Annotated in this window: 31 protein-coding genes, 2 tRNA genes and 1 riboswitch; of the genes, 12 read left to right on the forward strand and 21 right to left on the reverse strand. The window is 60.2% G+C overall.

Annotated features, from left to right (window positions below; translation table 11 throughout):
- The first annotated feature begins 39 nt into the window (after positions 1–39).
- Entirely contained in the window at positions 40–1,104 is a 1,065-nt protein-coding gene (locus ACN9MW_RS11585; RefSeq protein WP_426170846.1) for an acyltransferase family protein, read from the forward strand.
- A 6-nt stretch (positions 1,105–1,110) separates the two neighbouring features.
- On the opposite strand, the gene ACN9MW_RS11590 is transcribed toward ACN9MW_RS11585, so the two are convergent.
- Entirely contained in the window at positions 1,111–1,908 is a 798-nt protein-coding gene (locus tag ACN9MW_RS11590) for a TonB family protein (protein ID WP_426170847.1), read from the reverse strand.
- Positions 1,909–2,273: 365 nt separating this feature from the next.
- On the opposite strand from ACN9MW_RS11590, the gene ACN9MW_RS11595 reads away from it, so the two are divergent.
- Complete coding sequence (locus tag ACN9MW_RS11595; protein WP_426170848.1) at positions 2,274–2,951, forward strand: substrate-binding periplasmic protein; 678 nt, start codon at positions 2,274–2,276, stop codon at positions 2,949–2,951.
- On the opposite strand, the gene ACN9MW_RS11600 is transcribed toward ACN9MW_RS11595, so the two are convergent.
- From ACN9MW_RS11600 to ACN9MW_RS11610, 3 genes are read right to left on the reverse strand one after another with little or no spacing between them, the layout of a single operon-like run.
- The gene (locus ACN9MW_RS11600; protein ID WP_426170850.1) at positions 2,948–3,259 is read right to left on the reverse strand and encodes a putative quinol monooxygenase; all 312 of its coding nucleotides are present in this window, start codon (positions 3,257–3,259) and stop codon (positions 2,948–2,950) included. The genes ACN9MW_RS11595 and ACN9MW_RS11600 overlap by 4 nt on opposite strands.
- 32 nt (positions 3,260–3,291) lie before the next feature.
- A complete protein-coding gene (locus tag ACN9MW_RS11605; protein ID WP_426170851.1) occupies positions 3,292–4,101 on the reverse strand; it encodes a helix-turn-helix domain-containing protein in 810 nt (269 codons plus the stop codon).
- A gap of 32 nt (positions 4,102–4,133) precedes the next feature.
- On the reverse strand, positions 4,134–6,083 hold the full coding sequence (locus ACN9MW_RS11610; protein WP_426170853.1) for a phosphatase PAP2 family protein: 1,950 nt from the start codon (positions 6,081–6,083) through the stop codon (positions 4,134–4,136).
- A gap of 104 nt (positions 6,084–6,187) precedes the next feature.
- On the opposite strand from ACN9MW_RS11610, the gene ACN9MW_RS11615 reads away from it, so the two are divergent.
- Positions 6,188–7,231, forward strand: a complete 1,044-nt coding sequence (locus ACN9MW_RS11615; RefSeq protein WP_426170855.1) for a hypothetical protein — start codon at positions 6,188–6,190, stop codon at positions 7,229–7,231.
- A gap of 22 nt (positions 7,232–7,253) precedes the next feature.
- On the opposite strand, the gene ACN9MW_RS11620 is transcribed toward ACN9MW_RS11615, so the two are convergent.
- The 16 genes from ACN9MW_RS11620 to ACN9MW_RS11695 form a co-directional block, all read right to left on the reverse strand.
- Positions 7,254–7,871 (reverse strand): hypothetical protein, encoded by a 618-nt coding sequence (locus tag ACN9MW_RS11620; protein ID WP_426170857.1) that lies wholly within the window; start codon positions 7,869–7,871, stop codon positions 7,254–7,256.
- A 134-nt stretch (positions 7,872–8,005) separates the two neighbouring features.
- A complete protein-coding gene (locus ACN9MW_RS11625; RefSeq protein WP_426170858.1) occupies positions 8,006–8,281 on the reverse strand; it encodes a type II toxin-antitoxin system RelE/ParE family toxin in 276 nt (91 codons plus the stop codon).
- Complete coding sequence (locus ACN9MW_RS11630; RefSeq protein WP_426170860.1) at positions 8,256–8,459, reverse strand: stability determinant; 204 nt, start codon at positions 8,457–8,459, stop codon at positions 8,256–8,258. Before ACN9MW_RS11630 ends, ACN9MW_RS11625 begins: the two co-directional genes overlap by 26 nt.
- A gap of 99 nt (positions 8,460–8,558) precedes the next feature.
- Positions 8,559–9,080, reverse strand: coding sequence for a hypothetical protein (locus tag ACN9MW_RS11635; RefSeq protein ID WP_426170861.1), 522 nt, complete (start codon positions 9,078–9,080; stop codon positions 8,559–8,561).
- 8 nt (positions 9,081–9,088) lie between these two features.
- Positions 9,089–9,793: an FRG domain-containing protein gene (locus ACN9MW_RS11640; protein ID WP_426170863.1), complete on the reverse strand. Its 705-nt coding sequence runs from the start codon at positions 9,791–9,793 to the stop codon at positions 9,089–9,091.
- 178 nt (positions 9,794–9,971) lie between these two features.
- Positions 9,972–10,047: transfer RNA gene (locus tag ACN9MW_RS11645), tRNA-Lys, on the reverse strand.
- Between the two features lie 17 nt (positions 10,048–10,064).
- A tRNA-Lys gene (locus tag ACN9MW_RS11650) sits at positions 10,065–10,140 on the reverse strand.
- A 64-nt stretch (positions 10,141–10,204) separates the two neighbouring features.
- On the reverse strand, positions 10,205–10,957 hold the full coding sequence (gene ybgF, locus ACN9MW_RS11655) for a tol-pal system protein YbgF (RefSeq protein ID WP_426170865.1): 753 nt from the start codon (positions 10,955–10,957) through the stop codon (positions 10,205–10,207).
- Positions 10,958–11,044: 87 nt separating this feature from the next.
- Complete coding sequence (locus ACN9MW_RS11660; RefSeq protein WP_426170867.1) at positions 11,045–11,569, reverse strand: OmpA family protein; 525 nt, start codon at positions 11,567–11,569, stop codon at positions 11,045–11,047.
- A gap of 80 nt (positions 11,570–11,649) precedes the next feature.
- Complete coding sequence (pal, locus tag ACN9MW_RS11665; RefSeq protein WP_426170869.1) at positions 11,650–12,174, reverse strand: peptidoglycan-associated lipoprotein Pal; 525 nt, start codon at positions 12,172–12,174, stop codon at positions 11,650–11,652.
- 55 nt (positions 12,175–12,229) lie between these two features.
- Positions 12,230–13,492, reverse strand: coding sequence for a Tol-Pal system beta propeller repeat protein TolB (gene tolB, locus ACN9MW_RS11670; protein WP_426170870.1), 1,263 nt, complete (start codon positions 13,490–13,492; stop codon positions 12,230–12,232).
- On the reverse strand, positions 13,492–14,346 hold the full coding sequence (locus ACN9MW_RS11675; protein WP_426170872.1) for an energy transducer TonB: 855 nt from the start codon (positions 14,344–14,346) through the stop codon (positions 13,492–13,494). Before ACN9MW_RS11675 ends, tolB begins: the two co-directional genes overlap by 1 nt.
- A gap of 3 nt (positions 14,347–14,349) precedes the next feature.
- Positions 14,350–14,790, reverse strand: coding sequence for a biopolymer transporter ExbD (locus ACN9MW_RS11680; RefSeq protein ID WP_426170874.1), 441 nt, complete (start codon positions 14,788–14,790; stop codon positions 14,350–14,352).
- 15 nt (positions 14,791–14,805) lie between these two features.
- Positions 14,806–15,495, reverse strand: a complete 690-nt coding sequence (tolQ, locus tag ACN9MW_RS11685) for a protein TolQ (protein WP_426170875.1) — start codon at positions 15,493–15,495, stop codon at positions 14,806–14,808.
- Between the two features lie 18 nt (positions 15,496–15,513).
- Positions 15,514–15,912, reverse strand: coding sequence for a tol-pal system-associated acyl-CoA thioesterase (gene ybgC, locus ACN9MW_RS11690; protein ID WP_426170877.1), 399 nt, complete (start codon positions 15,910–15,912; stop codon positions 15,514–15,516).
- A gap of 119 nt (positions 15,913–16,031) precedes the next feature.
- Positions 16,032–16,775, reverse strand: a complete 744-nt coding sequence (locus ACN9MW_RS11695; protein WP_426170879.1) for an SDR family NAD(P)-dependent oxidoreductase — start codon at positions 16,773–16,775, stop codon at positions 16,032–16,034.
- Between the two features lie 235 nt (positions 16,776–17,010).
- A riboswitch (ZMP/ZTP riboswitch) is annotated at positions 17,011–17,121 on the forward strand.
- 81 nt (positions 17,122–17,202) lie between these two features.
- Here ACN9MW_RS11695 and glyA point away from each other — a divergent pair.
- From glyA to ACN9MW_RS11740, 9 genes are all read left to right on the forward strand, one after another.
- Positions 17,203–18,447: a serine hydroxymethyltransferase gene (gene glyA, locus ACN9MW_RS11700; RefSeq protein ID WP_426170880.1), complete on the forward strand. Its 1,245-nt coding sequence runs from the start codon at positions 17,203–17,205 to the stop codon at positions 18,445–18,447.
- A gap of 78 nt (positions 18,448–18,525) precedes the next feature.
- Positions 18,526–18,999: a transcriptional regulator NrdR gene (nrdR, locus tag ACN9MW_RS11705; RefSeq protein WP_090443505.1), complete on the forward strand. Its 474-nt coding sequence runs from the start codon at positions 18,526–18,528 to the stop codon at positions 18,997–18,999.
- Positions 19,000–19,059: 60 nt separating this feature from the next.
- Positions 19,060–19,683: a type IV pilus modification protein PilV gene (pilV, locus tag ACN9MW_RS11710; RefSeq protein ID WP_426170881.1), complete on the forward strand. Its 624-nt coding sequence runs from the start codon at positions 19,060–19,062 to the stop codon at positions 19,681–19,683.
- Positions 19,680–20,555 (forward strand): PilW family protein, encoded by an 876-nt coding sequence (locus ACN9MW_RS11715; RefSeq protein ID WP_426170883.1) that lies wholly within the window; start codon positions 19,680–19,682, stop codon positions 20,553–20,555. Before pilV ends, ACN9MW_RS11715 begins: the two co-directional genes overlap by 4 nt.
- A gap of 10 nt (positions 20,556–20,565) precedes the next feature.
- Positions 20,566–21,138 (forward strand): pilus assembly PilX family protein, encoded by a 573-nt coding sequence (locus ACN9MW_RS11720; protein ID WP_426170884.1) that lies wholly within the window; start codon positions 20,566–20,568, stop codon positions 21,136–21,138.
- Positions 21,135–21,578, forward strand: a complete 444-nt coding sequence (locus ACN9MW_RS11725) for a type IV pilin protein (protein ID WP_426170885.1) — start codon at positions 21,135–21,137, stop codon at positions 21,576–21,578. Before ACN9MW_RS11720 ends, ACN9MW_RS11725 begins: the two co-directional genes overlap by 4 nt.
- On the forward strand, positions 21,506–22,132 hold the full coding sequence (locus ACN9MW_RS11730) for a GspH/FimT family pseudopilin (protein ID WP_426170887.1): 627 nt from the start codon (positions 21,506–21,508) through the stop codon (positions 22,130–22,132). Before ACN9MW_RS11725 ends, ACN9MW_RS11730 begins: the two co-directional genes overlap by 73 nt.
- On the forward strand, positions 22,129–23,226 hold the full coding sequence (ribD, locus tag ACN9MW_RS11735; protein ID WP_426172175.1) for a bifunctional diaminohydroxyphosphoribosylaminopyrimidine deaminase/5-amino-6-(5-phosphoribosylamino)uracil reductase RibD: 1,098 nt from the start codon (positions 22,129–22,131) through the stop codon (positions 23,224–23,226). The genes ACN9MW_RS11730 and ribD overlap by 4 nt, the downstream gene beginning before the upstream one ends.
- 8 nt (positions 23,227–23,234) lie before the next feature.
- Complete coding sequence (locus ACN9MW_RS11740; protein ID WP_426170888.1) at positions 23,235–23,849, forward strand: riboflavin synthase; 615 nt, start codon at positions 23,235–23,237, stop codon at positions 23,847–23,849.
- A gap of 225 nt (positions 23,850–24,074) precedes the next feature.
- Here ACN9MW_RS11740 and ACN9MW_RS11745 read toward each other — a convergent pair whose 3' ends face one another.
- Positions 24,075–24,224, reverse strand: a complete 150-nt coding sequence (locus tag ACN9MW_RS11745) for a hypothetical protein (RefSeq protein WP_426170889.1) — start codon at positions 24,222–24,224, stop codon at positions 24,075–24,077.
- Between the last annotated feature and the right edge of the window lie 118 nt (positions 24,225–24,342).

Here is a 24,342-nt window from a genome sequence, read left to right on the forward strand (position 1 = left end):
CCTTTTGCACAGTCGGCAGCAGATGTAATGAAGTATGGCGTGATCAATTTATTAAAGGCTGTTGCAGCACAGCTAATTGTGTTGCACCACCTGGCGTTTTACGGCCCCATGGCCGACCACGTGCGGCTCATCCTGCCAGACCTGATCGACTGGCTGGGAGGCAGCGCGCGCATTGCCGTGCAAGTGTTCCTGGTGGTGGGCGGCTTCCTGGCCGCCAAATCACTGGCGCCGAGTGCGCAGCCGGTGATGGTCGACCCGCTGGGCGCCGTCTGGCGCCGTTACGCCAAGCTCGCGCCGCCTTTCATCGCCGCGACCCTGATTGCAGCGCTGGCGTCCGCGTTTGCCAGCCAGTGGATGGACCATCATTCGATTTCCGCCCCGGCGACAGTCGGCCAGCTGGCTGCGCACGCCGTGCTGGCACATGGCGTGCTCGGTTTCCCGTCCCTGTCGGCAGGCGCCTGGTACGTCGCCATTGATTTCCAGCTGTACGCCATGGTCGTGGCCATCCTGTGGCTGGCGGCCCGCATCAGCGGCCCGGTGCGCCGCGCCTGGCTGGTGCCAAGCCTGGTTGCCGTCGGCAGCGCGCTGTCGCTGCTGCACTTCAACCTGGACTCCGATTGGGACAATTGGGGGCCGTACTTCTTCGGCAGCTATAGCCTGGGCCTGGCCGCATGGTGGGCCGGCGATCCGCGGCGCAAGACGCGCGGTGCAGTGCTGGTGCAGGCGGCGATTTTCCTGCCGGCCTTGCTGGCGCTGGCTGTGAACTTCCGCAGCCGCCTGGCGCTGGCCATCATGGTGGCGTGCGCGCTGGTGATCTTCGGCCGCATGCAGTTCAGCGGCGAAGGCCGCTTGCTGGCCGTGGTCAATTCACTGGCCCGCACCTCGTACTCGGTTTTCCTGATCCACTTCCCGGTCTGCCTGCTGGTGAATGCAGCCTTCACCCGCTTCGTGCCTGCCGATCCGGTGCTGCAAGGCGGCGGCATGCTGGCCGCCTGGGGCGCCAGCCTGGTTGCGGGCGCTGCTTTCCATCGCTGGATCGAAGTGCCGCTCGGACGCCTGCTGCAGCCTTCTTCCTCCACAGCCAGCGCTGCCCAGCGCGCGTAGGCTCGCTTACTCGAGCGACCAGACATACTCCATCACCAGCCATGAAGCGACGCGCTTGCCGTCCTGCTCGGCTGGTGTGAATTTGCTGGCGGCCACCGCCAGTAGCGCTGCGTTATCAAGCTCGCTGTAACCGCTCGATTTGAGCTTCCTGGCGCGCTTTACATTTCCTTCTTCATCAACCAGGAATGCGAGCCTGACGGAACCAGTCTCTTCGTAGCGCAATGAGGCGTGGGGCCAGGTTGGCCGGTTAAAGCTGGCGATGCTCGGGCGTGCCACTTTCTTGCCCGTTGCAGGATCCCTGGCGCCGGTGATCAGCTCAGGAAAAGCCGCTTCAACCTGGGCCAGCTTGGCCGCGTTCTGGTCGATCAGCGAGACGGCTTCATTGAAAACGGTTGCCGAATCACTTGCCTGTGCAGCCTTCAGGTATGCATCGCGCATGACGGTCGGGTTGCTTGCCCAGTTATATGCGACCAGCAGTGCCGCGACCGCATCGTCTTTCTGTCCCTTGCCCATGAAAACGGCAGCCAGGTCCGACCAGAACGGCGCGTAAGACGGTTGATGGCGGATGGCTTCCTTCGCTTCGCTCTCGGCGGCCTGGTACTGCTTTAGCTGCAAGTACTGCAGGGTGAGGGCGCGGCGGTACGCCGGCAACTGATCGTAGTCCTTGTTCGCATTTTGCAGAACCGCGGTCAGTGCGGTAGCAGGAGAGTCAATGCCTGTCGCTTCGGAGCCAATTCCCGGCCGGGTCTTCTGCCTGCTCTGTGTGTCTTGCCAGTTGGGGGCCAGGGAGGTCAAGTGCGTCATTTGCGCAAGCTCATTCGCATGTTCGCCCGCCCTGGCGCTTGCCAGCACACCTGCAATGCAGGCGTTTTGGTCCGGACACGCAGGACCTGCCAAGACGAGGCTCGGCGCCATTGCCGCACAAATGATCAAGAAGTGGCTGATTCGCATCGCTCTTAACATCTTTCCTGGAATATTGAGAAAGGCGCAATTATAGGCGCCTCAGTACGAGGCAACTAGGCATTCGGCCACGCCTGGTATATCGTGTAAGAAGCGCAGCTGTAGCTGGAGGCTGAATGTGGCGTTGGCATGCACTGGGAGTCCTGGCGCGAAAGTGGCTTTGGCTAGCCTTGGCCATAGGCTGCGCCGCGAGCGCGGCTGAGCCGGTCATGCCGGAGGTCCACGTCGGCATGGGTTTGCCCAAGCCGCCTTATGTGATGGAGTCAGGCATTGCAGGCCTGGACTACGACATCGCCAGACAAGCTTTGGCGTCCGGCGGCTATAAGCTGGTTGGACATATGCTTCCGCAGACCCGGGCGCTGGCGATGCTGCGCGCCGGCCAGCTCGATGGCCTGCTGTCCATCAGCGAAGGGATTGGCGGCCAGGACTACTTCACGGACAACTACATCGTCTACCAGAACGTCGCCACCACGCTCACCCGCCGCAACCTGAAGATCCAGCAGATTGAAGACCTGGCCAATTATTCAGTGGCAGCTTTCCAGAATGCGAGCATGGTGCTGGGCGACCGCTTCAGCCTTGTTGTCAGCGGCCATTCAGATTACAGGGAAGTGCCGGCCCAGATCACGCAGAACAAGCTTCTTTTCACAGGCCGGGTAGACGTCGTGGTGGGCGACCGCATGATCTTCCGCTACTTCTCGGAAAAGCTGGAGCCGCGAATCGATGCCAGGCAGCCTGTGACCTTCCACCGGATCTTCCCGGAAAGCCCGCGCAGGGCTGTCTTTCGCGACGTACGTGTACGCGATGCATTCAATACCGGCCTGAAAAACCTCCATGCCAACGGCACTTATGACGCACTGGTGAAGCAATACCTTGGCCCGCAGCCTTAGGAGAGCGAGAACTCTCGCAGGAAGCCATTGCGCCGGCCCATGCGCACCAGTGACGGCGGCGCACCAAGGTAGGTGGCGAACCTGGCGACCAATGCCTGCAAGGGGGCGCTTTCCATGTGCGCCTGCAAGGCTGCTGCATCGGCATAGTGTTCGAACACGATGATGCGGTTCTCGTTTTCCAGATCCGTGAGCACTTCATATTGCAGCGTACCGGGCTCGGTACGTGAATGTGCCACCAATTGATCGAGTGCGGCAAGCAGCTCCTGTTGGAATTGGGGATGGACGTCGAGTGTGGCAAGCAGGTACATGGCGGCTCCGGTGAATGAATGGAATCGCGAGTCTACGCAACCGGCCGCGATGGCGGATTGTAGAAATGGGACTTTTCGCGCAGGCCTGTGATGATTGCCTGCGGAGTGCTGCCGGTCAGTGCGCGCGTCTCGTGGATAAAGTGCGACTGGTCGAAATAGCCCATGCGCAATGCTGCATCGAGCGCAGGCAGGGAGGGGGTGAGCGCCAGCATGCGCATCGTATGACCCAGGCGGGCGACGCGGGCAAACTGCTTGGGGCCGAGGCCATAGGCATCGGTGAACTTGCGCTGGAAGTGGCGGCGGGTCCAGCCCGATAGTTCGGCCAGGGCATCAATGCTGGTGCCCGGCGCGTAATAGAGCTTATCGAGCAGGGAGTCCAGCCCGTGCCCGCTGCGGTCTTCATGCTTACCCAGGCGCGCCAGGAAGAACTGGTCGAGCGCAGCGGCGCGCGCGGCTGGGCCGTCGGCCTGCGCCAACTGGTCGGACAGGCGCTCAGCACCATCTTCCCAGACCGCTTGGGCCGGCCAGGCCTCGTCATGCAAACGGGACAGCGAGGCCGCGCAAAAATGCCGCAGGCTGCCTCCACGAAAGCGCACTGCGACGAACCCGAAAGCCCCATTTGCTTCGATGGCGATGGCGCGCGTGCGCAGGCAAAGCAGGACCGCCCGTGGCGACTCTTTGCCGTCCAAGAGATAAGGCGAGCTGTAATGAAATATGCACTCGGAACCGGTACCGGGCGGAAGCCGGGGCGGAAGGGGAGAATCGCCCTCCCAGCCCCAGTAGCGGTCGATAAACGGGCGCAATTGAGCGGTCGGGCGAAGATGCCAGCATTGTAGGAGCATGCCGGCGATGTTACCCGATTCCTGCCAACTGCTTAGCTGCCAATGGTGAGCGTCAAGGTAGCGGCACTGTAATTTGGCGTGACGTTGGCAAAGCCATCCACCGTAATGGTGGCGAACTTTCCCTTCAGGCTGGCGGCCGTGATGAGCGTCAGGACATCGCCGGCTTTAGGCTTGTAGCCGTTGGCGAACTTCACGTGCAGCGTTCCGCCGGCGATGGTGGCGGTAGATGCCACGGCCAGGCTGCCCTGGCTGCCTGAAGCGGCGCCAAGATCCAGCTCCAGGGTGGTGCTGCCGCTTAACTGGGTGTAGTTGCCGGCCAGTTTCAGCGCAGTCTGGGCGTTAGCCACCAGGGTTCCACCGCGTACGTACATGTCGCCTGTGCCGAATGCAGAGGCGGAGTCGCCTTGCAGGGTTCCTGCGGTCAGCTCGGTACCGCCACTCCAGGTATTTGCCCCGGCCAGTTTCAGCGTGCCTGTGCCTTGCTTGACCAGTTTGCCGTTGCCACTGATGTCGTTACGCCAACGATCTGCCGCGTTGAAGCCACCTTTGCTGGCATCCATCACGATGACGACGTTGCCGCTGAACGCCCCGTAGCCGTCGGCTGCGGCAAACAGGTTGATTCGGCCCCATCCCTCCGCATCATCCATCACTGGGTAGCCGGATGGCAGGGCGGTGGTTTTGAGCACGACGCGGCGCTGCGCATCGCTCAGGTAAGGCTGGCGCGTCTCCAGCAACACTTCGGCGCCTTTCGGTACAGCGGCGATGGCATTGGTCGCGGAGACAGGCGTGAAGCCATACGTGAGCCGGCGCAGGTAGTTGGCCTTGTTGGTCGCATAGTCGGCAAACCGGTCGTCGGCGAGCGTGCCCGATTGCGCGAACGTGGCAAAGGTATCGGCGTTGGTGCCGGTAGCCGCCATCAGTGTGGCGTGCGCCTGGGTGACGGCAGCGGCTTTCCTGGCCATGTTCGCAGGGTCCGCCAGATTCGCCGCGGCGCTGGCCTGGCCGAGGATACGGCCGCTCAAGACATCCAGCGGCGAATGCATGCCGGCCAGGATGCGCGATTCACCCAGCTCGAGGCCGCGGCTAAGCATTTCCTGGAAGCGCTCCGGCACCGCATACGCCATGGCGACAGCGTCGCGCACGGCTTCGGCTGAGTGGCCGCTGGTGAAACCGCCGTCGGTAGTCGGAGTGCTGCTCTTGGCCGGCACCAGTGTCGGCAGCACCTGCACGCTGCTGCTCCAGCGGTAGGGGCGGGCGTATTTGTAGAAACGCTTGGCCGGTTCGGTGGAAGCGTTGTTGCCGACCAGGTTGACAAGGTCGACCACGCTGCCGAAACGTTCATTGGCGCTGCCGGCAACGCCGGTGTTATTGCCGGTATCGTTATACAGCTTGCTGGTGGCGTCGCTGGCGACGGTGGTAATGCTGGTGACTTGCTGCGCCGCGCTGCGCCAGGCGTCGGTCAGTGGGCCCATGCCGTCGGTGACGCTGTAGCCTTTGCCGCGGCGGTCATCCAAGTAGGCCTGCACCACTTGCACCGCGCTGCGGCTTGCGGTGGCTTTGACGACATAATCGATATTGGCCTGGTGCACAGCAGCGTTGACCACCTTGCCGTCCGGCGTGCCATCGTTAGTTACGCCGCTCCAGGTTGAAGGGACCACCGCCGGGAAGCCATCAACAGCGGGCGCGCTGACGCCCGCATCGACTATTTCGGTCAGCGGTTTCCATACATCGAGAAAGCCACCCAGAACGCGTACGCCGGCATTGGTGGATAGCGTGGCATAGCGGGCGTCGCCGCGCTGGTTAGTGGCGATGGTGTCGACAAAAGCGGTCACGGTGGGAAGCGGCACCACTTCCGCCGCGTCCTGGTCGGCTGGCGCCGCCGGGATCACCAGCGGTTCGTCGGAGGAGGCGCCGCCGCAGGCGCTCAGGCCGAGCGTAATGCCCAGGGCCAGGAGGTTGCGACGCGAGGAAGGCTTTTGCATGTTGGTTACCGTGCGTTAGTTGAAAACGCACAAAGGTAAAGAGGGCTTGTGACATATCGATTACCCGGGGCCGCTGAAAAGCCTGATGATGAAAATGTCATCGCATGATATCGAAATCGATATTGCTAAAACTTCTTTTCAATTCGATAAAGTGTTATCTTGCGGCCTGGATTCCCTCATTACCCGCACCTGCCTCAAAGATGATCAGACATTTTCTTATTCCAGTTGCCGCGCTATGGAGCAGCGTGGTATTTGCCGCAGCTGTCAACCCGCTCACCGTCGATATTGGCACGGACGATGCCCGCCGCTTTGCAAACCTGATGAAGGACAATGCCGTGCCGACGGCCGAAGTCCTGCAACGTGAATACCTGGATCGCGCCGGCCCAGGCGTCAAGATTTTCACCCCAATGCGCATTGTCAACGCCGAGCGCCTGGCGCGCAACGTTGCGTCCAAACCTGACACCTATCGCTATGCCATCAGGGAATGCCTGCCACGCCTTCCAGCGTTGCGAAGCGACCTTAGAGCGATCTACCTCGCCTTTTCAGGCTTGCTTCCCGAGCGCCCGCTTCCTGCAATCGAGGTCGTGTTCGGCGCGTTGAATTCAGGAGGAACAGCCAGTTCGGACACGCAGGTAATTGGCCTCGAGGTGACCTGCCCGCCGGGCACAACCCCCGAACAGTTCCGTACCAGGATGCGCGGCTTCTTCGCGCACGAAACAGTCCACACCTGGCAGGAGGCGGAAACACCGCAGGCCCTCGCCGATCCACTGTTAAGCCAAGCCTTGAGGGAGGGCGTTGCCGATTACCTCGCAAATTTGGTCACCGGCGAAATACCCGAACCCGAGCGCGATGCGTGGGCACGCCAGCGCGAGTCGTGGTTGTGGGAAGAGTTCAAGCACGATCGCCAGTTTATGCAGTCCGACAGTGAGAGCTTGCGCAAACCTGGCGCCAGCCCACGATTCAAGCGTTGGTTTGCCAACTACGGCAGCGCTCCGGAAGGCTGGCCGAGCGAGGCGGGCTATTGGATCGGCATGCGCATTGCCGAAGCTTATGTGAACCGCGCCTCCGACAAGCAGGCGGCGATCCGAAAACTTGTTGAACTCGAAGATCCTGCTGCCATCCTGGAGGCAAGCGGTTATAAGAATTAACCCTGCCGGCCAGAGACGTTATTTACCACTTCGGTATTGGGTGGCTGTGGGACTTGTCCCATTCATCAAAACTTGTGGGAACGTCGGGCTCTCCGTCCGACTTTGGTATGACGGCCAATTCTGGTTCCTCGCGCGGTTCGTGCGTGTACGCATCCAGTTTCGTCACGGTGCCCTTGATTTGATCTTTGTCGATCTTGCCCGAGAACGTTAGCTGGACGCGTGCCTCGCGCTCCTTGTCGCCCACAAATTCGGAGCCGTCCGAATACTTTGCCTTGAACGAGATGGTCTTTTGTTCTTCATTGTAGATAACGTCATAGATGGACGCTTGCGATGGTTCCAATGAACCGTCGGCGATACCAATGGCGCCAAAGACGACATTGCCTTGCTTGTACAGATCCAGGCTATAGCCGGAATTGGCGTGGGGCTCGTCGGTGTCGCTGTATTCCATGCTGAAGTAGGTGCCAATCACTGTCACAGGCCCGGCAGGAGTGCTTGCAGGTTTTGCGTTGGCCGTCACCGACGGCTGGACCGCCTTGGTGTCTGAAGCGGGCTGGCCGGCGGTCGAATAGCTGTAGATGCCAGCGGCCAGTGCCGCGAACACGGCGCCGGTTGCAGCGACAAGTGCGAATGTTTTTTTCATGAGTTTCCGATGTGGTCCCGGCAATTCGGCAGTGGGCGGGCATGTTATCAGAATGGCCGCATTGCAAATTGCGCAAAAAGTCACAAGATCGCTTGCCGCTTCAAGAACTCTTAATCCGTTGGTGTCCGGGATCATTAAGGAAACTGTTGTCGGGTATGGACTACGGCAAGAATTTCTATTGCAGTCGCGCTAACACGATAAACGACAAGGTAGTTTGGGTGAACAACCATTTCGTGGGTGTCGGCTACGCGTCCCAATCGGTATATGTATGGGTGTAGCGGGAGCTGCGAAACAGCGCGATCGATTTTGTTGTACAGATCAGTTGCGGCTTGCAGGTTGCGCTCTGCAATGTAGGCAAGAATCGTCGCCAGATCGGCTTGCGCTTCAGCTCGCCATTGAATCGGAAGCATTGATGTCACGCTTCGCTTCGATAATCTTGCGGAGTGCAGCCATTACTTCTTCGTGGGGGGCGGGGAGACACCGATCGTCAAGCGACTTCTGTACTTTTGTCCGAAACCAAATATCGTAGGCTTCGGCTTCTTCAGCCGTTGCGAACTCGGACTCGGTCGGGAGGGGGGAGGCAGACATGATTTGGGAATTATACGGCAGAAGGAATGCAAGTCGTCCGCCCAACGAACTTCATTGACTGGCGTCAAAACGGACGTTGTTCTCCGCTCAGCGCTGGCTTCACTGAGTTCGAATCCGTGGCTCGAGTCGGCGCCCAGGTGGGCGCAACCCAATGGGTGAGGCTGGCGGTGGGGTATTGCTTGAGATTCCCCTTGGTATTCCCATTTCTTTTGGTAGGCTACCTTCTTGATGAACGATTATCTCAGTTAGAAATACTGTCTTATCATTTTCCAGTTTCAAATAAATGCCTTTGGTATAAGAGCAGGGCGCAAATGCCGGATGATAAGCAAGCCCATCAAACTCAAGTGCGATGTGTTTTTGCTGGCAAACTAAGTCGTATACATGGGGCAGGAAATTTTCCCGAGGCGCTGTGCCATGATAGATCATCTCGTTCGTAAGATACGTATGGATTTTCCCATCATCTTGCCAAAATTGCGATAGCCAATGGCGTCGATAATACGCAGTTCGTGGATGAGATATTTTTACGAAGTTCTCATAATATTCAGGAAGGGGAAGTCCTCTGGCAAAAAAGTCAATTGGAAACTCTTCGCCTTGCTTTAACTTAACCCATGGTATTGCCAACAGCGCTGCTAAGACGGGGTCATTCTTTGTGTTAGGAAATAAATATTCAGTTGAAATATCTGGAATCGCATTGGACGCGAATTTCGCAAGTATGTCGGCTGGCGCAACAATTTTTGCGACAAGACAGTCGGGCGGAAGTGACTCCAGCGGCCCACCATGAAGGCGTCTTGTACCAAAAATCGTGGGGTCCCCTGAGCCGTCGTAATCTCAACTAGGTCTACGGCGTTTATCGAATTACGGCGCAAGCTTTTGCGGCTGATCGCGTATACGACTCCCTTTCCAGGGTGGGGTTCATATTTTGCGTAATCACGAATTTTGTAAAGAGGGAGTTCGTCGCAGTCTTCGCTGAGTTCGATCGCTTGTTGTGAGTTGTACCGATTTGCAGCAAACCATGAAGCTACAGCAGGGCTAGATGTAGCATCGATGAAGAAAGACCTCCAGCCATAGTGTTGCAGAATAGCTTGATCAATCGCGAGGTCTGAAGTTTGCTCGAAGTTCTTGACGAAGGATTCCAGCAACGCTTTCGAATAATGCGTCCACTTCAACATTCTTTCGGGAATGCAGCCGTGGCGGCTAAAGCTTGTAACGATGCTTGGCGTTAAATCGGTGTTTAAGTATTCTTTGGTTTGCCCTCGGAATAAAGCGTTTGGCCCACATTCCTCAAAGGCCTTTGCAAGCTCGTTGATGCTTTCGCATTTGAAGGTCTCCATCATTTGCCCCTAGTTCCGCCCTCTGATGATCTGATCTGGCGACGATTACCGATTGAAAGGATGAGTGTACTCTGCAATTCTTTAGTGAGGAGCAAGTGCAGCAATGACGAGGAGGGGACCAGAGAGCGACCAGAAACAAAAAAGCCCACAAACCGAAATTCGTGGGCTTCTCTGCGTATCTTGGTAGGCCGTGCGGGGCTCGAACCTGCGACCAACGGATTAAAAGTCCGCTGCTCTACCAACTGAGCTAACGACCCAAGGTTCTCATTTCGAATGGTAGGCCGTGCGGGGCTCGAACCTGCGACCAACGGATTAAAAGTCCGCTGCTCTACCAACTGAGCTAACGACCCGTCGAAAGAAGAAGCGAGATTATAGGCTGGGTCGGCCCAGCTGTCAAATACTCGCCTGCACTTTTTACTTGATGGATTTCAGGCGGTCCTTGGCGGTAGCGGCCGCTGGGGTGCCTGGATAATTCTTGATCAGCTCCTGCAATGTCTTTTTGGCATTGTTGACCGCCTTCAGTTCGGTTTGGCAGCTTGCGATGTTCAGCAGGGCGTCGGCGGCTTTCGGGCTATCCGGCCAGGTCTTCACGACCACTTGCTGAGCGGTGATGGCGTTTTTGCAGTCGCCCTGGGCATAATAGGCGTTACCCAGCCAGTATTGGGCGTTCGAAGCGTAGGCCGAGGCGCCGAAGCGCTTCACGAAGTCTTGCAGCGCGCCAGCCGCGCCTTTGTAGTCGCCGCCCTTGAACTGTGCCATCGCGTTGTCATAGGCGTTCTGTTCGTCCATATTGACCGAGGAGGTCTGGCCGTCGATGGTTACCTGGCGCGGTTCCAGCTTCTTCATGCGGGCATCGAGGTCGGTGTAGAAGTCCTTCTGGCGCTTTTGCGCGACCTGGATTTCGTTCAGCAGAATTTCAGTCTGGCCGCGCAGGCGTGCAACTTCTTCGCGGAGCTGGTCCTGCTGCGAGATCATGTCCAGCGTGGTGTTCTTGTCGGTCTTGGTGTCGATCAGGTTTTTCAGGTCCGCTTCCAGCTTGGCGACCTTGGACTTGAGATCCATGATGGCCTTGCGTGCTTCATCATCGTCGAACAGGCCGGCCGATGCGGTCAGGGGCAGGGTGGCAGCGAACAGGGCTGCCATCAGGGCAGACTTAGTGAATTTCATTTTTTCTTCCTTGCACAAAAAAAGAAATGGGGCAGGGCGCAGTATAAACTGCGCGCTGCCCCTTGTGCGACATCTCTGGCGGTTGGCCTATCGCGCCTTGTAGACGATGTCAGCACGGCGATTCTTGGACCATGCTTGTTCGTCGTGGCCTTCAGCCGCGGGCTGTTCCTCGCCCTGCGAGACGGCTTCCATCCGGCCTTCTGGCACGCCCAGTGCGGCCATCGTCTTGCGCACAGCTTCGGCTCGCTTCTGACCAAGGGCCAGGTTGTACTCGGAGCCGCCGCGTTCGTCGGTGTTCCCCTGGATCAGGACGGTACGCTTGTTCTTGACCAGGTACGCGGCGTGGTTCCGCGCCACTTGTTTCCCATCTTCGCCCACAATGTAGCTGTCGAAGTCGAAGTGTACGGACCGCTCGGCCAGGGAGCCCCCGGGGATATCCAGTTCGTCGATATCGGTGTCTGGGAGCGGCATCGGGCCACAAATCACGCGCTCGGGAGGCACCTGAATTTCCTGCGCAACCTCTTTTGACGCTGCCAATTGCTGCGGGGTGGAGCAAGCAGCCAGCAACGCGATGCTGCAGATTGCGGGAATATGTTTTTCGATTTTGCGCATTCTATTGCGAAAAAATTAGGGGCGGTGCGCAGACTAGACTGCGCACCGCCCCTCGAGTGCGGCATTGTTAAGCTAAAAAATTACTTAGCTTTGTAAACGATGTCAGCACGGCGGTTCTGCGACCATGCTTCTTCGTTGTGGCCTTCAGCCTTAGGCTTTTCTTCGCCCAGGGACACGGCTTCCATGCGGGACTCGGCCACGCCCAGGGCTGCCATCGACTTGCGCACAGCTTCAGCACGCTTCTGGCCCAGGGCCAGGTTGTACTCGGAGCCGCCGCGTTCGTCGGTGTTGCCTTGGATCAGGATGGTGCGCTGGTTTTTGCCCAGGTATGCAGCGTGGTTCGATACCACTTCTTTGCCGTCTTCACGAACAACGTAGCTGTCGAAGTCGAAGTACACGGAACGGTTGGCCAGCTTGCCGCCTGGGATGTCCAGTTCGTCAACTTGTGCTTGCACTGGCTGAACCACGCGTGGTTCTTCCTTAGGTGGCTGAACCACTGGCTTTTCTTCCACGGCTACTGGCTTGGTTTCTGGCTGTGGGGTGGAGCAAGCTGCCAGCAGGGCTGCAGTGCTGAGGATGAAGGCTACGTGTTTTACGTTACGCATTTTTATTTCTCCTGGTCGTTAAAGGTGCTACTTCTCGTTTACTTCTTTTACTTCTTCACTTCATGAAAGGGCCCCAAGTGGGTTCCTTGATATTGCCCGCCTGAATACTCAGGCGTTGCTTAACCCGGCCGTCTGTCGATGCCACGGCCAGCGAGCGGCGGCCGCCGTTCTGAGTGGCGTACAGGATGTACTTGCCATTCGGAGCGAAGCTTGGCGAATCGTCGCTTGTGGTATCGGACAGGCGTTGCTCTTGGCGGGATTCCAGGTCCAATACGAACAGCTGGAAGGCGCCGCCATCGCGCCGCGAAATATAAGCCAGCGTCTTGCCGTCAGCGGAAATGCGCGGGCTGATATTGTACGAGCTGCCAAACGTCAAACGCTGTGCTTCGCCACCGTTGACGCTCATGCGATAAATCTGCGGACCGCCGCTGCGGTCGCTGGTGAAATAGATCGACTGGCCATCGGCGCTGAATTGCGGTTCGGTGTCGATGGTGGTGCCGTTGGTCAGGCGGCGCATGCCGCTGCCGTCGGCGTTGACGATGAAGATCTGGGTGTTGCCGGGCTTGGACAGCGCCACCGCCAGGCGCTTGCCGTCCGGCGACCAGGCCGGCGCGGAGTTGTTGCCCTTTTCGTTGGCCACTACGGTGCGCTGGCGGGTCGTCAGATTCTGCACGTAGACCACCGGTTTGCGCTGCTCGAACGAAACGTAGGCGACCTTGGTGCCGTCAGGCGACCACGATGGCGAGATGATTGGTTCGCTCGAGGTCAGGGCCGGGATCACGTTCTCGCCGTCGGCGTCAGCCACTTCCAGGCGGTACTGGCGGCCTTGCTGGACCACGTAGGCGATGCGGGTCGAGAACACGCCCTTGAAGCCGGTCAGCTTTTCATAGATGTCGTCCGCCAGCTTGTGCGCTGCCAGGCGGCCATACTGGTTCGGTACCTGTGTTCTCAGGGCCGACAGGTCCTTGCCCAGGGTGGAGATCAGGCGGTACTGCACTTCGAACGAACCATTCCCGGCTGGCTGCACGGCGCAAGCGGCCAGTGCGTCGACGCCGAGCGACTTCAAGCCGGTGGCATCGACCTGCATCAGGTTAGTGGTCGGCGTAACGTCGATGACCTTGAACATGCCGCTGCGGATCAGGTCAGCCTTGATAATTTCCGAGATCTGGGCCGGTGCCGCTGCTTCATTGGCGCATGGGCCGATGGCAACCGGGATCTGGTTGCTGCCGACACCGGAAATTTCGACGCGCAGTTGCGCCTGGGCCGACAGCGCAAACGCCGCGCCGGCCGCTACGAACATCAATTTAGCTTTGTTCATCAAGGTACGTCCTTCAAATTGAACACGAGTTCAAGCTCGCGCGCCACCGTGCCGTCATCGCGTTTCGGCAGGGGCGAGGCCTTATAAATCGCATTCTCCACCGCAGTGTCATACGCAGCTACACCGCTGCTTTTCGTTTTCTTCACGGACATGACTTCGCCGCTAGGAAGCTGGCTGACCATGAACCTTGCCTCGATATCCTGCTTGGCGCCAGGATAGTCGATGCGGCCCATGATCTTGGTGCGCAGCTTTGCGACATAGCCCTTGTCCAGGTTAGGCGCGGTTGAACGTGCCGCCGTTCCGGTGGAGCCTGCAGCTGCCGAACCCATGATGCGCTGCATTTCTGCAGCACGGGCTTTGGCAGCTTTTTCCTTCTCTTTCAGTTCCGCCAGTTTTTTGGCTTTTTCTTTTTCCAGCTTATCCAGCTTGTCTTGCTTGTCCTGCTGCTCGGCCAGACGCTTTTTCTCATCTTCGAGCTTTTTCTTTTGCTCGGCGATCTTCTGTTCGAGCTCTTTCTTCTCTTTTTCTTTCTTCTTCTGCAGCGCGATCTCAGGATCAGGCTGCACTGGCTTCACCACTTCCGGTGGCGGAGGCGGCGTCGGCTCAGGCTCGCGCGCAGGCGGCTCTGGTTCAGGCTGCGGCTCCGGTTCAGGCGCTTTAGGTGCGGCCATCTGCGTGGTCATGTCCCAGATTTCGGCGTCGACGCCGACCGGGTCGTTGTTCCACCGAATACCGACCCACAGGAACGCAAACAGCACGCAGTGCATCGCCAGCGCGAGCGCAAACGCGCGCGTGCCGCCGTGCCGCTTCGGCACGCGATACGGTCCGCCTGCATTTGCCATCGTCATTGCCATGCCTTACTTCGTTGCCAAGCCAACGCGGTTAATCCCCATCTTCTTCGCTTCGGAAATCAATTGGATCACATCGTTGTACTTGCTTTCCTTGTCGCCGGCGATCAGCACCGGATACTCGGGATATTTTTCGTGCAGGGTGCGCAGCTTGCGCACCAGCGCATCGCGGTTCGGTTCGGTTTCCGGCGCCTCGGCCGACTTGCCGGCAACGCCGATCGACAGCGAGCCGTTCGGTTTCACTTGCACCTGGATAAAGGCGTCCGGCGGGCGTGATGCTTTTTCAGCGCTCGGCAGGTCGATTGAGCTTGGGTTGTTCGAGGTCGGCATCACCATGAAGATGATCAGCAGGCAGAGCATCACGTCGATATAAGGCACGACGTTGATCTCGGACTTCAGCTTGCGGCCGCCGCGGCTGCCGCGCATGCTGCTGGAGAAGGAAGAAGCCATCTTCAGTTTCGCCTTTCAACGGGACTGGCGCTGCAGGATGTTCGAGAATTCTTCAACGAAGCTCTCGAAGCGGATCGCCAGGCGGTCAATATCGTGCGAGAAGCGGTTGTACGCCACCACGGCTGGAATAGCTGCGAACAGGCCGATAGCAGTGGCGATCAGCGCTTCGGCAATGCCGGGCGCCACAGCCGACAACGTCGCCTGCTGCACGTTGGCCAGGCCGCGGAAGGCGTTCATGATGCCCCACACGGTACCGAGCAGGCCGATGTAAGGGGAAACGGAACCGACCGAAGCCAGGAAGGCCAGGTGCGCTTCCAGTGCATCCATCTCACGCTGGAAAGCAGCGCGCATGGCGCGGCGCGCGCCGTCCAGCACGTCGCCCATATTCATGTCGCGGCTGGAAGCTGCAGCCTGTTTGCCCTTGATGAATTCACCCATGCCTGCCTCGAAGATGCGGGCCAGTGCGCCGCTGTTGGCGCGGTTGCTGCCTGCGCTGGCATGCAGGGCGTGCAGGTTGCCGCCGGCCCAGAAGGTTTTCTCGAATTCGATGGTCTGATTGCGCGCACCGCGCACATCAAACAGCTTCTTGAAGATATAGGTCCAGCTGATAACGGAAACCGCAAGCAGCAGCGCCATGATCAACTGAACGATCAGGTGTGCGTTGGTGATGAGGGCGATGAAGGAAAGGTCTTGGGTGACGTTCATTGTTTCTCAATCTAATTATTATGCGCGCATGCGGGCCGCAACGGCATCAGGCACGGCGCGTGGGCGCAGGGCCGAGTCGACGCAGCCTACTTTTACGTGGGCAGTATTTAAGAGGCGGTCGCCGCACCACGCCTCCTGTACAAACTGGATCGAAGCGCGGCCCAGTTTATCAATACGAAGCGTCAATTTTATTACATCGTCTAGTCGCGCTGGCGCGTGGTAGTCCGCGCTGACATTTTTGACAACAAACATGGCGTCGTGCTCACGCAGGAGGATATCCTGGTTAACGCCGAGGGAGCGCAACCACTCAGTGCGTGCGCGCTCGAAGAACTTCAAATAGTTCGCGTAATAGACAATTCCGCCGGCGTCCGTGTCTTCGTAATAAACACGGACATCCCAGGTGAACTCAGACGACATAGATAGAAGAGCTACTAAGTGAGAATCGGCAACATTTTACGCCAAATGAATCAGCGACAAGGCATTTTGCACAATCTCGTAACAATTGCTTACGGTTTTCCCTTATATGGGGCGGCATTTTAGCCGCGTTTGATCGCGAATGGCGAGAATCCTTGGCAGGTTGGCATCAATTCGATGGAATTTACATTAATGTGTTGCGGCAATGTTGCAATCCAGAAAGCCGTGTTGGCGATATCGTCGGCGGTCAGCGGGGTGGTGCCTTCGTAAACCTTGGCTGCGGCAGCGTCGTCTTTCAGGCGCACGTTAGAAAATTCGGTGCCGCCGCACAGGCCGGGGGCGATATTGGTAGCGCGCACACCGGTGCCGATCAGGTCGGCGCGCAGGTTCAGCGTGAATTGTTCGACGAAGGCCTTGGTGGCGCCGTACACATTGCCGCCGGGATAAGGGTAGGCGCCAGCGACGGAGCCGAGGTTGATGATGGTGCCGCGGCCGCGTTCGACCATGCCTGGCAGCAGGGCACGCGTGATGGTGACCAGGCCGGTGCAGTTGGTGGCAATCATGGTTTCCCAGTCTTCCAGGTCGGCTTCGTGGGCGCCTTTGATGCCGAGGGCGAGGCCGGCGTTATTAATCAGGACGTCGACTTCTTTCCAGTCGGCGGGCAAGGACGCCAGGGCTGCGTGGATCGCGCCTTTGTCGGTGACGTCGAGCTTGACCGGCAGCAGGTTCGGGCCGAGTTCGGCGGCCAGGGCTTCCAGGCGCTCGGCGCGGCGGCCGGCGGCGATGACCTTGTGGCCGTTCTTCACGAAAACACGCGCCATCGCGGCGCCAAAACCAGCGGTTGCGCCGGTAACTAACACGATCATGGTCGAACTCCCAATGTTAACTTGGGGGATTCTAACGCCAAACCGGTAAGGCGGGGTCAGACCCGCAGGGTCAGACCCCTGTGCGCCGAAGCCCCACGCCGTAGAGCAGAGGGTGCCTGACCCTGCGGGTCAGGCACCGGTTTACCGGTTTTAGGCCGAATAACCCCCGAAATCCGCCGAATCCGGCCAAACGATTGCCGGATCTGGCCACTTAATCTACAATCTTGGCTCCATTACTGTCTCACGTAACTGGCGAAAAACTAGCTGGCGCTTGCGCTGCTGGTGAGAGGTGGGCAACCACCGGGGAACGTGAGATCTCAAACAGCCGTTCGCCTGGGCAGCCACGATGGAAACGTGCGTTTCGGCTGCCCTGTCACTTTTTGGCTCCCGATTCGATCCAATCTGCCTTAAAAACTGGAGTAATTTCATGTTCGCAAAAGATCACACCCTCGCCAACGTTGACGCGGAGCTGTTTGCCGCTATCCAGAACGAGAACAAGCGCCAGCACGACCACATCGAGCTGATCGCTTCTGAGAACTACACCTCGCCAGCCGTAATGGAAGCCCAGGGCTCGCAGCTCACCAATAAATACGCCGAAGGCTATCCTGGCAAGCGCTACTACGGTGGCTGCGAGTACGTGGACGTCGTCGAGCAACTGGCAATCGACCGCGTGAAGCAGCTGTTCGGCGCCGAAGCAGCCAACGTGCAGCCTAACTCCGGTTCCCAGGCTAACCAGGGCGTGTTCTTCGCTGTCCTGAAACCAGGCGACACCATCATGGGCATGTCGCTGGCGGAAGGCGGCCACCTGACCCACGGCATGGCGCTGAACATGTCCGGCAAATGGTTCAACGTCGTTTCCTACGGCCTGACCGCTGAAGAAGACATCGACTACGACGCAATGGAAGCCCTGGCCAAGGAACACAAGCCTAAGCTGATCATCGCCGGCGCGTCCGCCTTCTCCAAGAAGATCGACTTCGAGCGCTTCGCCAAAGTCGCCAAGGCCGTTGGCGCCTACTTCATGGTCGACATGGCCCACTACGCCGGCCTGATCGCCGCTGGCCTGTATCCGAACCCGGTTCCGCACGCCGACTTCGTGACCTCCACCACCCACAAGTCCCTGCGCGGCCCACGTGGCGGCATCATCCTGATGAAAGCCGAACACGAAAAGATCATCAACTCCGCGATCTTCCCTGGCATCCAGGGCGGCCCGCTGATGCACGTGATCGCCGGCAAGGCAGTGGCCTTCAAGGAAGCCCTGTCCCCTGAATTCAAGGCCTACCAGCAGCAAGTGGTGAAGAACGCCGACGTGCTGGCCAAGACCCTGATCAAGCGCGGCCTGCGCATCGTTTCCGGCGGCACCGAGTCGCACGTGTTCCTGGTCGACCTGCGCGCCAAGAACCTGACCGGCAAGGAAGCGGAAGCGATCCTGGGCCAGGCGCACATGACCTGCAACAAGAACGGCATCCCGAACGACCCGCAGAAGCCATTCGTGACTTCGGGCATCCGCCTGGGTTCGCCAGCCTTCACCACCCGCGGTTTCAAGGAAGCCGAAGCGGAAGAAGTGGGCAACCTGATCGCCGACGTGCTGGATAACCCGCACGATGCAGCAACCATCGAGCGCGTGAAAGCCGCTGTGAAGGTGCTGGCTGACAAATTCCCTGTTTACGCCTAAGCAAGCGGTTGGTACTATCGAGGCGCCGGATCGTAAGGTCCGGCGCTTTTTCATTCAATAATAAGAGACGCTCAATCCATGAAATGCCCGTTCTGCCAGCACGATGATATCCAGGTCCTCGACACCCGCGTGTCGGAGGAAGGGGACGCCATCAAGCGGCGCCGGCGCTGCGTGAACTGCGACAAGCGCTTCACCACCTGGGAGCGGATCGAACTGACCATGCCTTATGTGGTCAAGAAGAACGGCAGCCGCACCGAGTATTCGGCCGACAAGCTGCGCGCCAGCCTGATGCTGGCCTTGCGCAAGCGCCCTGTTGCCGCCGAGTCCGTTGACAAGGCGGTTTCCTCGATCGAAGAAAAGCTGCTGACCAGCGGCCAGCGTGAAGTCGATTCGGTCTTCGTCGGCGAACTCGTCATGGCCGAGCTCAAGCGCCTGGACAAAGTGGCGTATATCCGCTTCGCATCCGTCTACAAGAACTTCGAAGACCTGGCCGAATTCCAGGACGCGATCGAAGAAGTTGGTGACGGTCAAGAGCTCTCTCCCAAGGCTTGATATTTCTCAAACCCGCGAGTCCTCTGCTGACTAATTTGATCAGCAGGGGAGGGCTGTGCCATGCATCGTCCATTTGCTGGGTTCACCATGGTGGAAGTGTTGGTTGCCGTGCTGCTGCTCGCCGTCGGCCTGGTCGGCGCGCTGGCGATGCAGGCCCACGCCATGCGCACTCGACAGGAGTCGAGCCTGCAGACCGAAGCCCTGCAGGCTGCCGCCACGCTTGCTGACCACATCCGCGCGAACGCCGCGCAGTCCTCCGCTTACCTGGGATTCGAATTCGACGCCAGCGATGCCAGCGGCGTTTCCGGCGCACCGGCTTCCTGTGCCGGCGCGCCCTGCGATTCCGGCGCCATGGCGCGGCAAGAGCTGGAAGAGTTCCGCCGTCACCTTGCGGCTGTGCTGCCGCAAGCCCGCGCCGTCATCTGCCGCGACGCCGACACGGCGCCGGGCGGCCAGTTGCAATGGCCATGCTCCGGTGGCGCCGATGCGCCCGTCGTCATCAAGATAGGCTGGCGCTTCCGGCGGCCAGATGGGGCTGCTGCCGGTTTGGCCACCGTTCCAGGCGTTGCTTTGCCCATCGCGCTGGCCGATCCGCCACCCTTGCCCGGCCCACCGCCAGCGGCGCCCGCCCAGCCGGCTCCAAACGATCCGGTTGATCCGCCAGCCGCAGGAGACATGCAATGACAGCACGCCAGCATGGCCTGGCCATGGCCGAAGTCCTCGTCGCGATGGCGCTCAGCCTGTTGGTAGCGTTGGCGGCCGCCTCCCTCCTGCACGCGTCCGATAGCGACTTCCTGCATAACGGCGCCAATACCCGCATTGACGATAGTGGCCGCTTCGCACTGGCAATCATCGGCCAATCCCTGCGGCAGGCGGGCTATCCCGGCGAGCCAGGCGCGGAGGTCGCCGCCGCGCCAACGTCGCCCATGGCCATCGAAGGCCGCGACGCCGCAAGTGTGGCAACCAACGCCGACGGCCTCGGCCCAGCGCTGCCAGCTGTCAACGGCAGCGACGTACTCGCCATTCGCTATGCACCTGCAGCAATCGCCGGCGCGGAGGGCGGCGGCGCCATGCTCAATTGCGCCGGTTTCCCGGCCGACCCAGGCGAATGGGCCTGGAGCATTTTCTACATTGCCCAAGCTGGAGACGGCGTTGCTGAACTTCGCTGCAAATACAAGGGGGAAAACGGTTGGGGCTCGGACGCCGTGGTGCGTGGGGTGGATGCCTTCCACGTGCTATATGGCGTCGATACGGATAGCCCGCGCGACAGTATCCCCAACCTTTACCTGACCGCCAGCGGCATCGATGCCCTCGATGCCGCGCTTCCCGTATCCGAGCGTGCGCTGCGTCCTCATTGGCGCCGCGTCACCAGCGTTCGCATTGCCTTGCTGCTGCACGGTGAGCGCGGTTCGCGTGCGGGCGGCCGGCTTGGCAGCTACGATTTGCTGCCGGGCCTTGACCCGGGCGCACGTATCGACGAAGCCGGTTTGCCGCAGCCGATGCAGCGTCGCGCGCGCCGGCTGTTCACGGCGACGGTCGCCTTGCGCAACCATTAAGGAGAGCACCATGCATGAATACCAGCGTGGCGTCACTCTTCCGGTAACGATGCTGTTGCTGTTCGCCGCCCTGACGATCGGCGCATCGGCCGCACAAATGGCGATGCTGGGCGAGAAGGCCGCCCGCGCTGAACGGGACCGCCTGCTTGCCTTCCAGTCTGCGGAGGATGGATTGATGGATGCAGAACGCGATATCAATGCCGGCCTTGGCCAGCCGCTCGACGTGCCCGCCACGCCGGCGCAGCCCGGGAGCGCGGCTCCCGCCTGGCAAACCGTTGACCTTGCAGGTATCGGAGGTACGGAATACGGCGCGCTGACCGGCGCCGCAATGGAGACAGGGCAGGGCGTGCTGCCATTTCGACGCCCGCGCTACCTCGTGGAGCGCGTCGGGTACACGCCAGCCGGAGCGCCGCCGTCCCACTATTACCGCGTGACGGTAATCGGCTTCGGCACGCGCCCCGGCGCCGAGACCGTGATGCAGGCCAGCTACACGCCCCCGGTACCGGTGCGACGCCACAGCTGGCGTGAAATCATGGATTGGCAGGCGCTGCACGATGCCGCCAGCCGCGAGGAGGAACAATGACCGCGCGCCCATCCGCCGGCGGCACCTTGCTCGGCATGCTGACCACCCTGATCATCATCGGCATTCTCTCGGCCGTGGCGATACCGGTCTGGAGCGAAGCGGTCATCCGCATGCGCCGCAGCGAAGCGCAGGCCGCACTACAAGAGCTGATGCAGCAGCAGGAGCGCCACTTCACGCGGTTTAATAGCTACGCCGCGTTTTCGGCGAATACCGTGAGCGACTTCCGGTGGTGGTCGGGCCGGAACGCCAGGTCCAGCGCTTACGAGCTTGAAGGCAAGGCCTGCGATGGCCAGCAAATCCGCGACTGCATCCAGCTTGTTGCCACGCCCGGCACGCCCAATGTCGACAGCCGATTCAGGGACCCGCAATGCGAACGCCTCATACTCACCAGCAGCGGGCTTCATCTCGCCACCGGGCCTTCCCGCAGCTGCTGGCGCTGAAGTGGGCGACGCGCCAGCAAGCGGGAAGGCGTCCCGGCTTTACGCTGCTGGAGCTGATGATCGTCCTTGCCATCCTCTCCATCCTGTTTGCCACCGCGCTGCCGAACCTGAGCAATATGCTTGCCGGACGCCAGCTGCGCACCGCTTCGGCCGACCTGCTGGCGGCAATCAACGACACCCGTGCCCAGGCCATCGCCCGCCGCCGCGTGGTCACCCTGCTGGCAGAAAGCGGCAATTGGCAACAAGGTTGGCTGATTGTCATCGACGCCAACGCCAACCGCAGCCTGGACGAAGGAGAGGCAATCCTGTCCCGCCACAGAGCCGCGCCCGAGCGCCTGCAGGTAAGGGCCAGGTTCACCGACAACACAGCCCCGGCCTATATTTCATATAATGCAGCAGGACGCAGCTGCCGCGCCGCCCACCCGAATGCCTCCAACTTTGGCACCATCACGCTTGAACTGGCCGGCGCGCAGCGCAATATCAAGATCAATATGCAGGGCAGGGCGCGCTTATGCGATCCCGCCCTGGAACCGGCAACCTGCGCAAGCATATGAATATCAACAGCGACCTCGAAGGCATGCGACTGGCCCTGCAATGGGCAGAAAAAGGGCTGTTCACCACTTCCCCGAACCCGCGCATCGGCTGCGTGATCGTGCGCGACGGCGTCGTGATCGGTGAGGGCGTGACGCAAGCCGCCGGCCAGGACCACGCCGAAGTGCAGGCCCTGAAAGACGCCAAACGCCGCGGCCACGACGTGCGCGGCGCCACCGCCTACGTCACGCTGGAGCCGTGCAGTCACCATGGCCGCACGCCGCCCTGCGCCGACGCGCTGGTGCGCGAAGGACTGGGCCGCGTTGTCGCGGCGATGGAAGACCCTAATCCGCTGGTTGCAGGAAATGGCATGGCGCGACTCTCCGCCGCCGGGATCGAGGTCGCCAGCGGCCTGCTGGCCGACCAGGCCTATGAAATGAACATTGGCTTCTTCCACCGCATGCGCCACGGCCTGCCGTGGGTGCGCATGAAGACCGCTGCCAGCCTGGATGGCATGACCGCCTTGCACAACGGCCAAAGCCAATGGATCACCGGTCCCGAGGCACGCGGCGACGGCCATGCCTGGCGTGCCCGCGCCTGCGCCATCCTGACCGGCATCGGCACGGTGAAAGCCGACGACCCGCAACTGAATGTGCGCGCAGTCGAAACGCCGCGCCAGCCGCGCCGCATCGTGGTCGACAGCAAACTGGAAATCAGCCCGCAAGCGCGCGTGCTGCAAGGCGGCGGAACCTGGATCGTCGCCGCCGGCCATCACCCGGAAAAGGAAGCAATCTTGCGCGACCAAGGCGCCGAGATCATTGTGCTGCCCAACGCGCATGGCAAAGTCGACTTGCCGGAGCTGATGCGCGAGCTTGGCCGCCGGCAGATCAACGAACTGCACGTCGAAGCAGGCGGCAAACTGAATGGCTCCATGATCCGCGAAGGCTGCGTGGACGAACTGCTGGTCTACCTTGCGCCAACCCTGCTGGGCGATGCGCAAGGCATGTTCGCCCTGCCTGCGCTGACTGAGCTCAGCGGCAAGCACAGCCTGAAATTCCACGAGGTTAAGCAAGTCGGCGCCGATTTGCGTATCCTTGCCCGATTCAACCCTCATTAAAGATCACTATGTTTACTGGAATCGTTGCCGCAGTCGGCAAAATCAAAACCGTAACCCCGCTGGAAGGCGGCGCTGATGCAGGCGTGCGCCTGGACGTGGATGCCGGCGGCCTGCCGATGGCCGATGTCGGCCTGGGCGACTCGATCGCCCTGAACGGCGCCTGCATGACCGTGGTGGAAAAGACCGCGACCGGCTTCACCGTCGACGTCTCGCGCGAGAGCCTGAACAAGACCGTCGGCCTGGACACCACCACCGACGTGAACCTGGAAAAAGCCCTGACCCTGGCTGAGCGCCTGGGCGGGCACCTGGTCTCCGGCCACGTCGATGGCCTTGGCGTGGTGCGCAAGTTCGAGCCGGTCGGCGAATCGCACGAACTGGTGATCGAAGCCCCGCGCGACCTGGCGAAATACCTGGCCTACAAAGGTTCGGTGGTGGTGAACGGCGTTTCGCTGACCGTCAACCGCGTTGAAGACAGCGCATCCGGCTGCTCGTTCTCGATCAACCTGATCCCTCACACCATCCAGGTCACCACATTGAAGCACTTGAAGGCCGGCTCCAAGGTCAATCTCGAGATCGACCTGATTGCCCGCTATGTGGAGCGCATGCTGTCGTTGAAATCCTAAATGGATATATCGATTTCATTCGCCAGCCGACCAACAACAGCTCTTGCCGAGCTCTGAGTTGGACCGCTAACGGCCAAAAGCTGCCTGCGGCGAGTGCGTAAATTTTTGGAGCTTTCATGGGGCCGCATCGGGTCAACATCATTAACCTTTTGGACCTTAGCGCATCGCGCAGCGAGCAGCTTGAATACCAAGGATCAGCGCCAGTGAGGCGTTCATAAAGAGCCACTACAGCTCTGTGGGCAGCGTGACCTCATCGGACGCATGATTGTCGATGATCGGCAGGGCGGCGATGAGCATCGAGCTTAGTCGCTGCTGTGCCTTGCCGGCCCGCACCTTGCTGCGCAGGAATCGCGATATTGAACCTGCCTTCGCCATAAGGAACTCCGCAAGAATGGGGGGGCACCGCGGAATGCTACCTTGGGGCGGCCGTTCGCAAAGTTCGTTAAGCCGCGCAATCGCGCTGCACCACGTAAAATGGCGGGTTCGTTACCTG

This window comes from Pseudoduganella sp. R-34, from assembly GCF_049904655.1.
GTDB lineage: Bacteria > Pseudomonadota > Gammaproteobacteria > Burkholderiales > Burkholderiaceae_D > Rugamonas.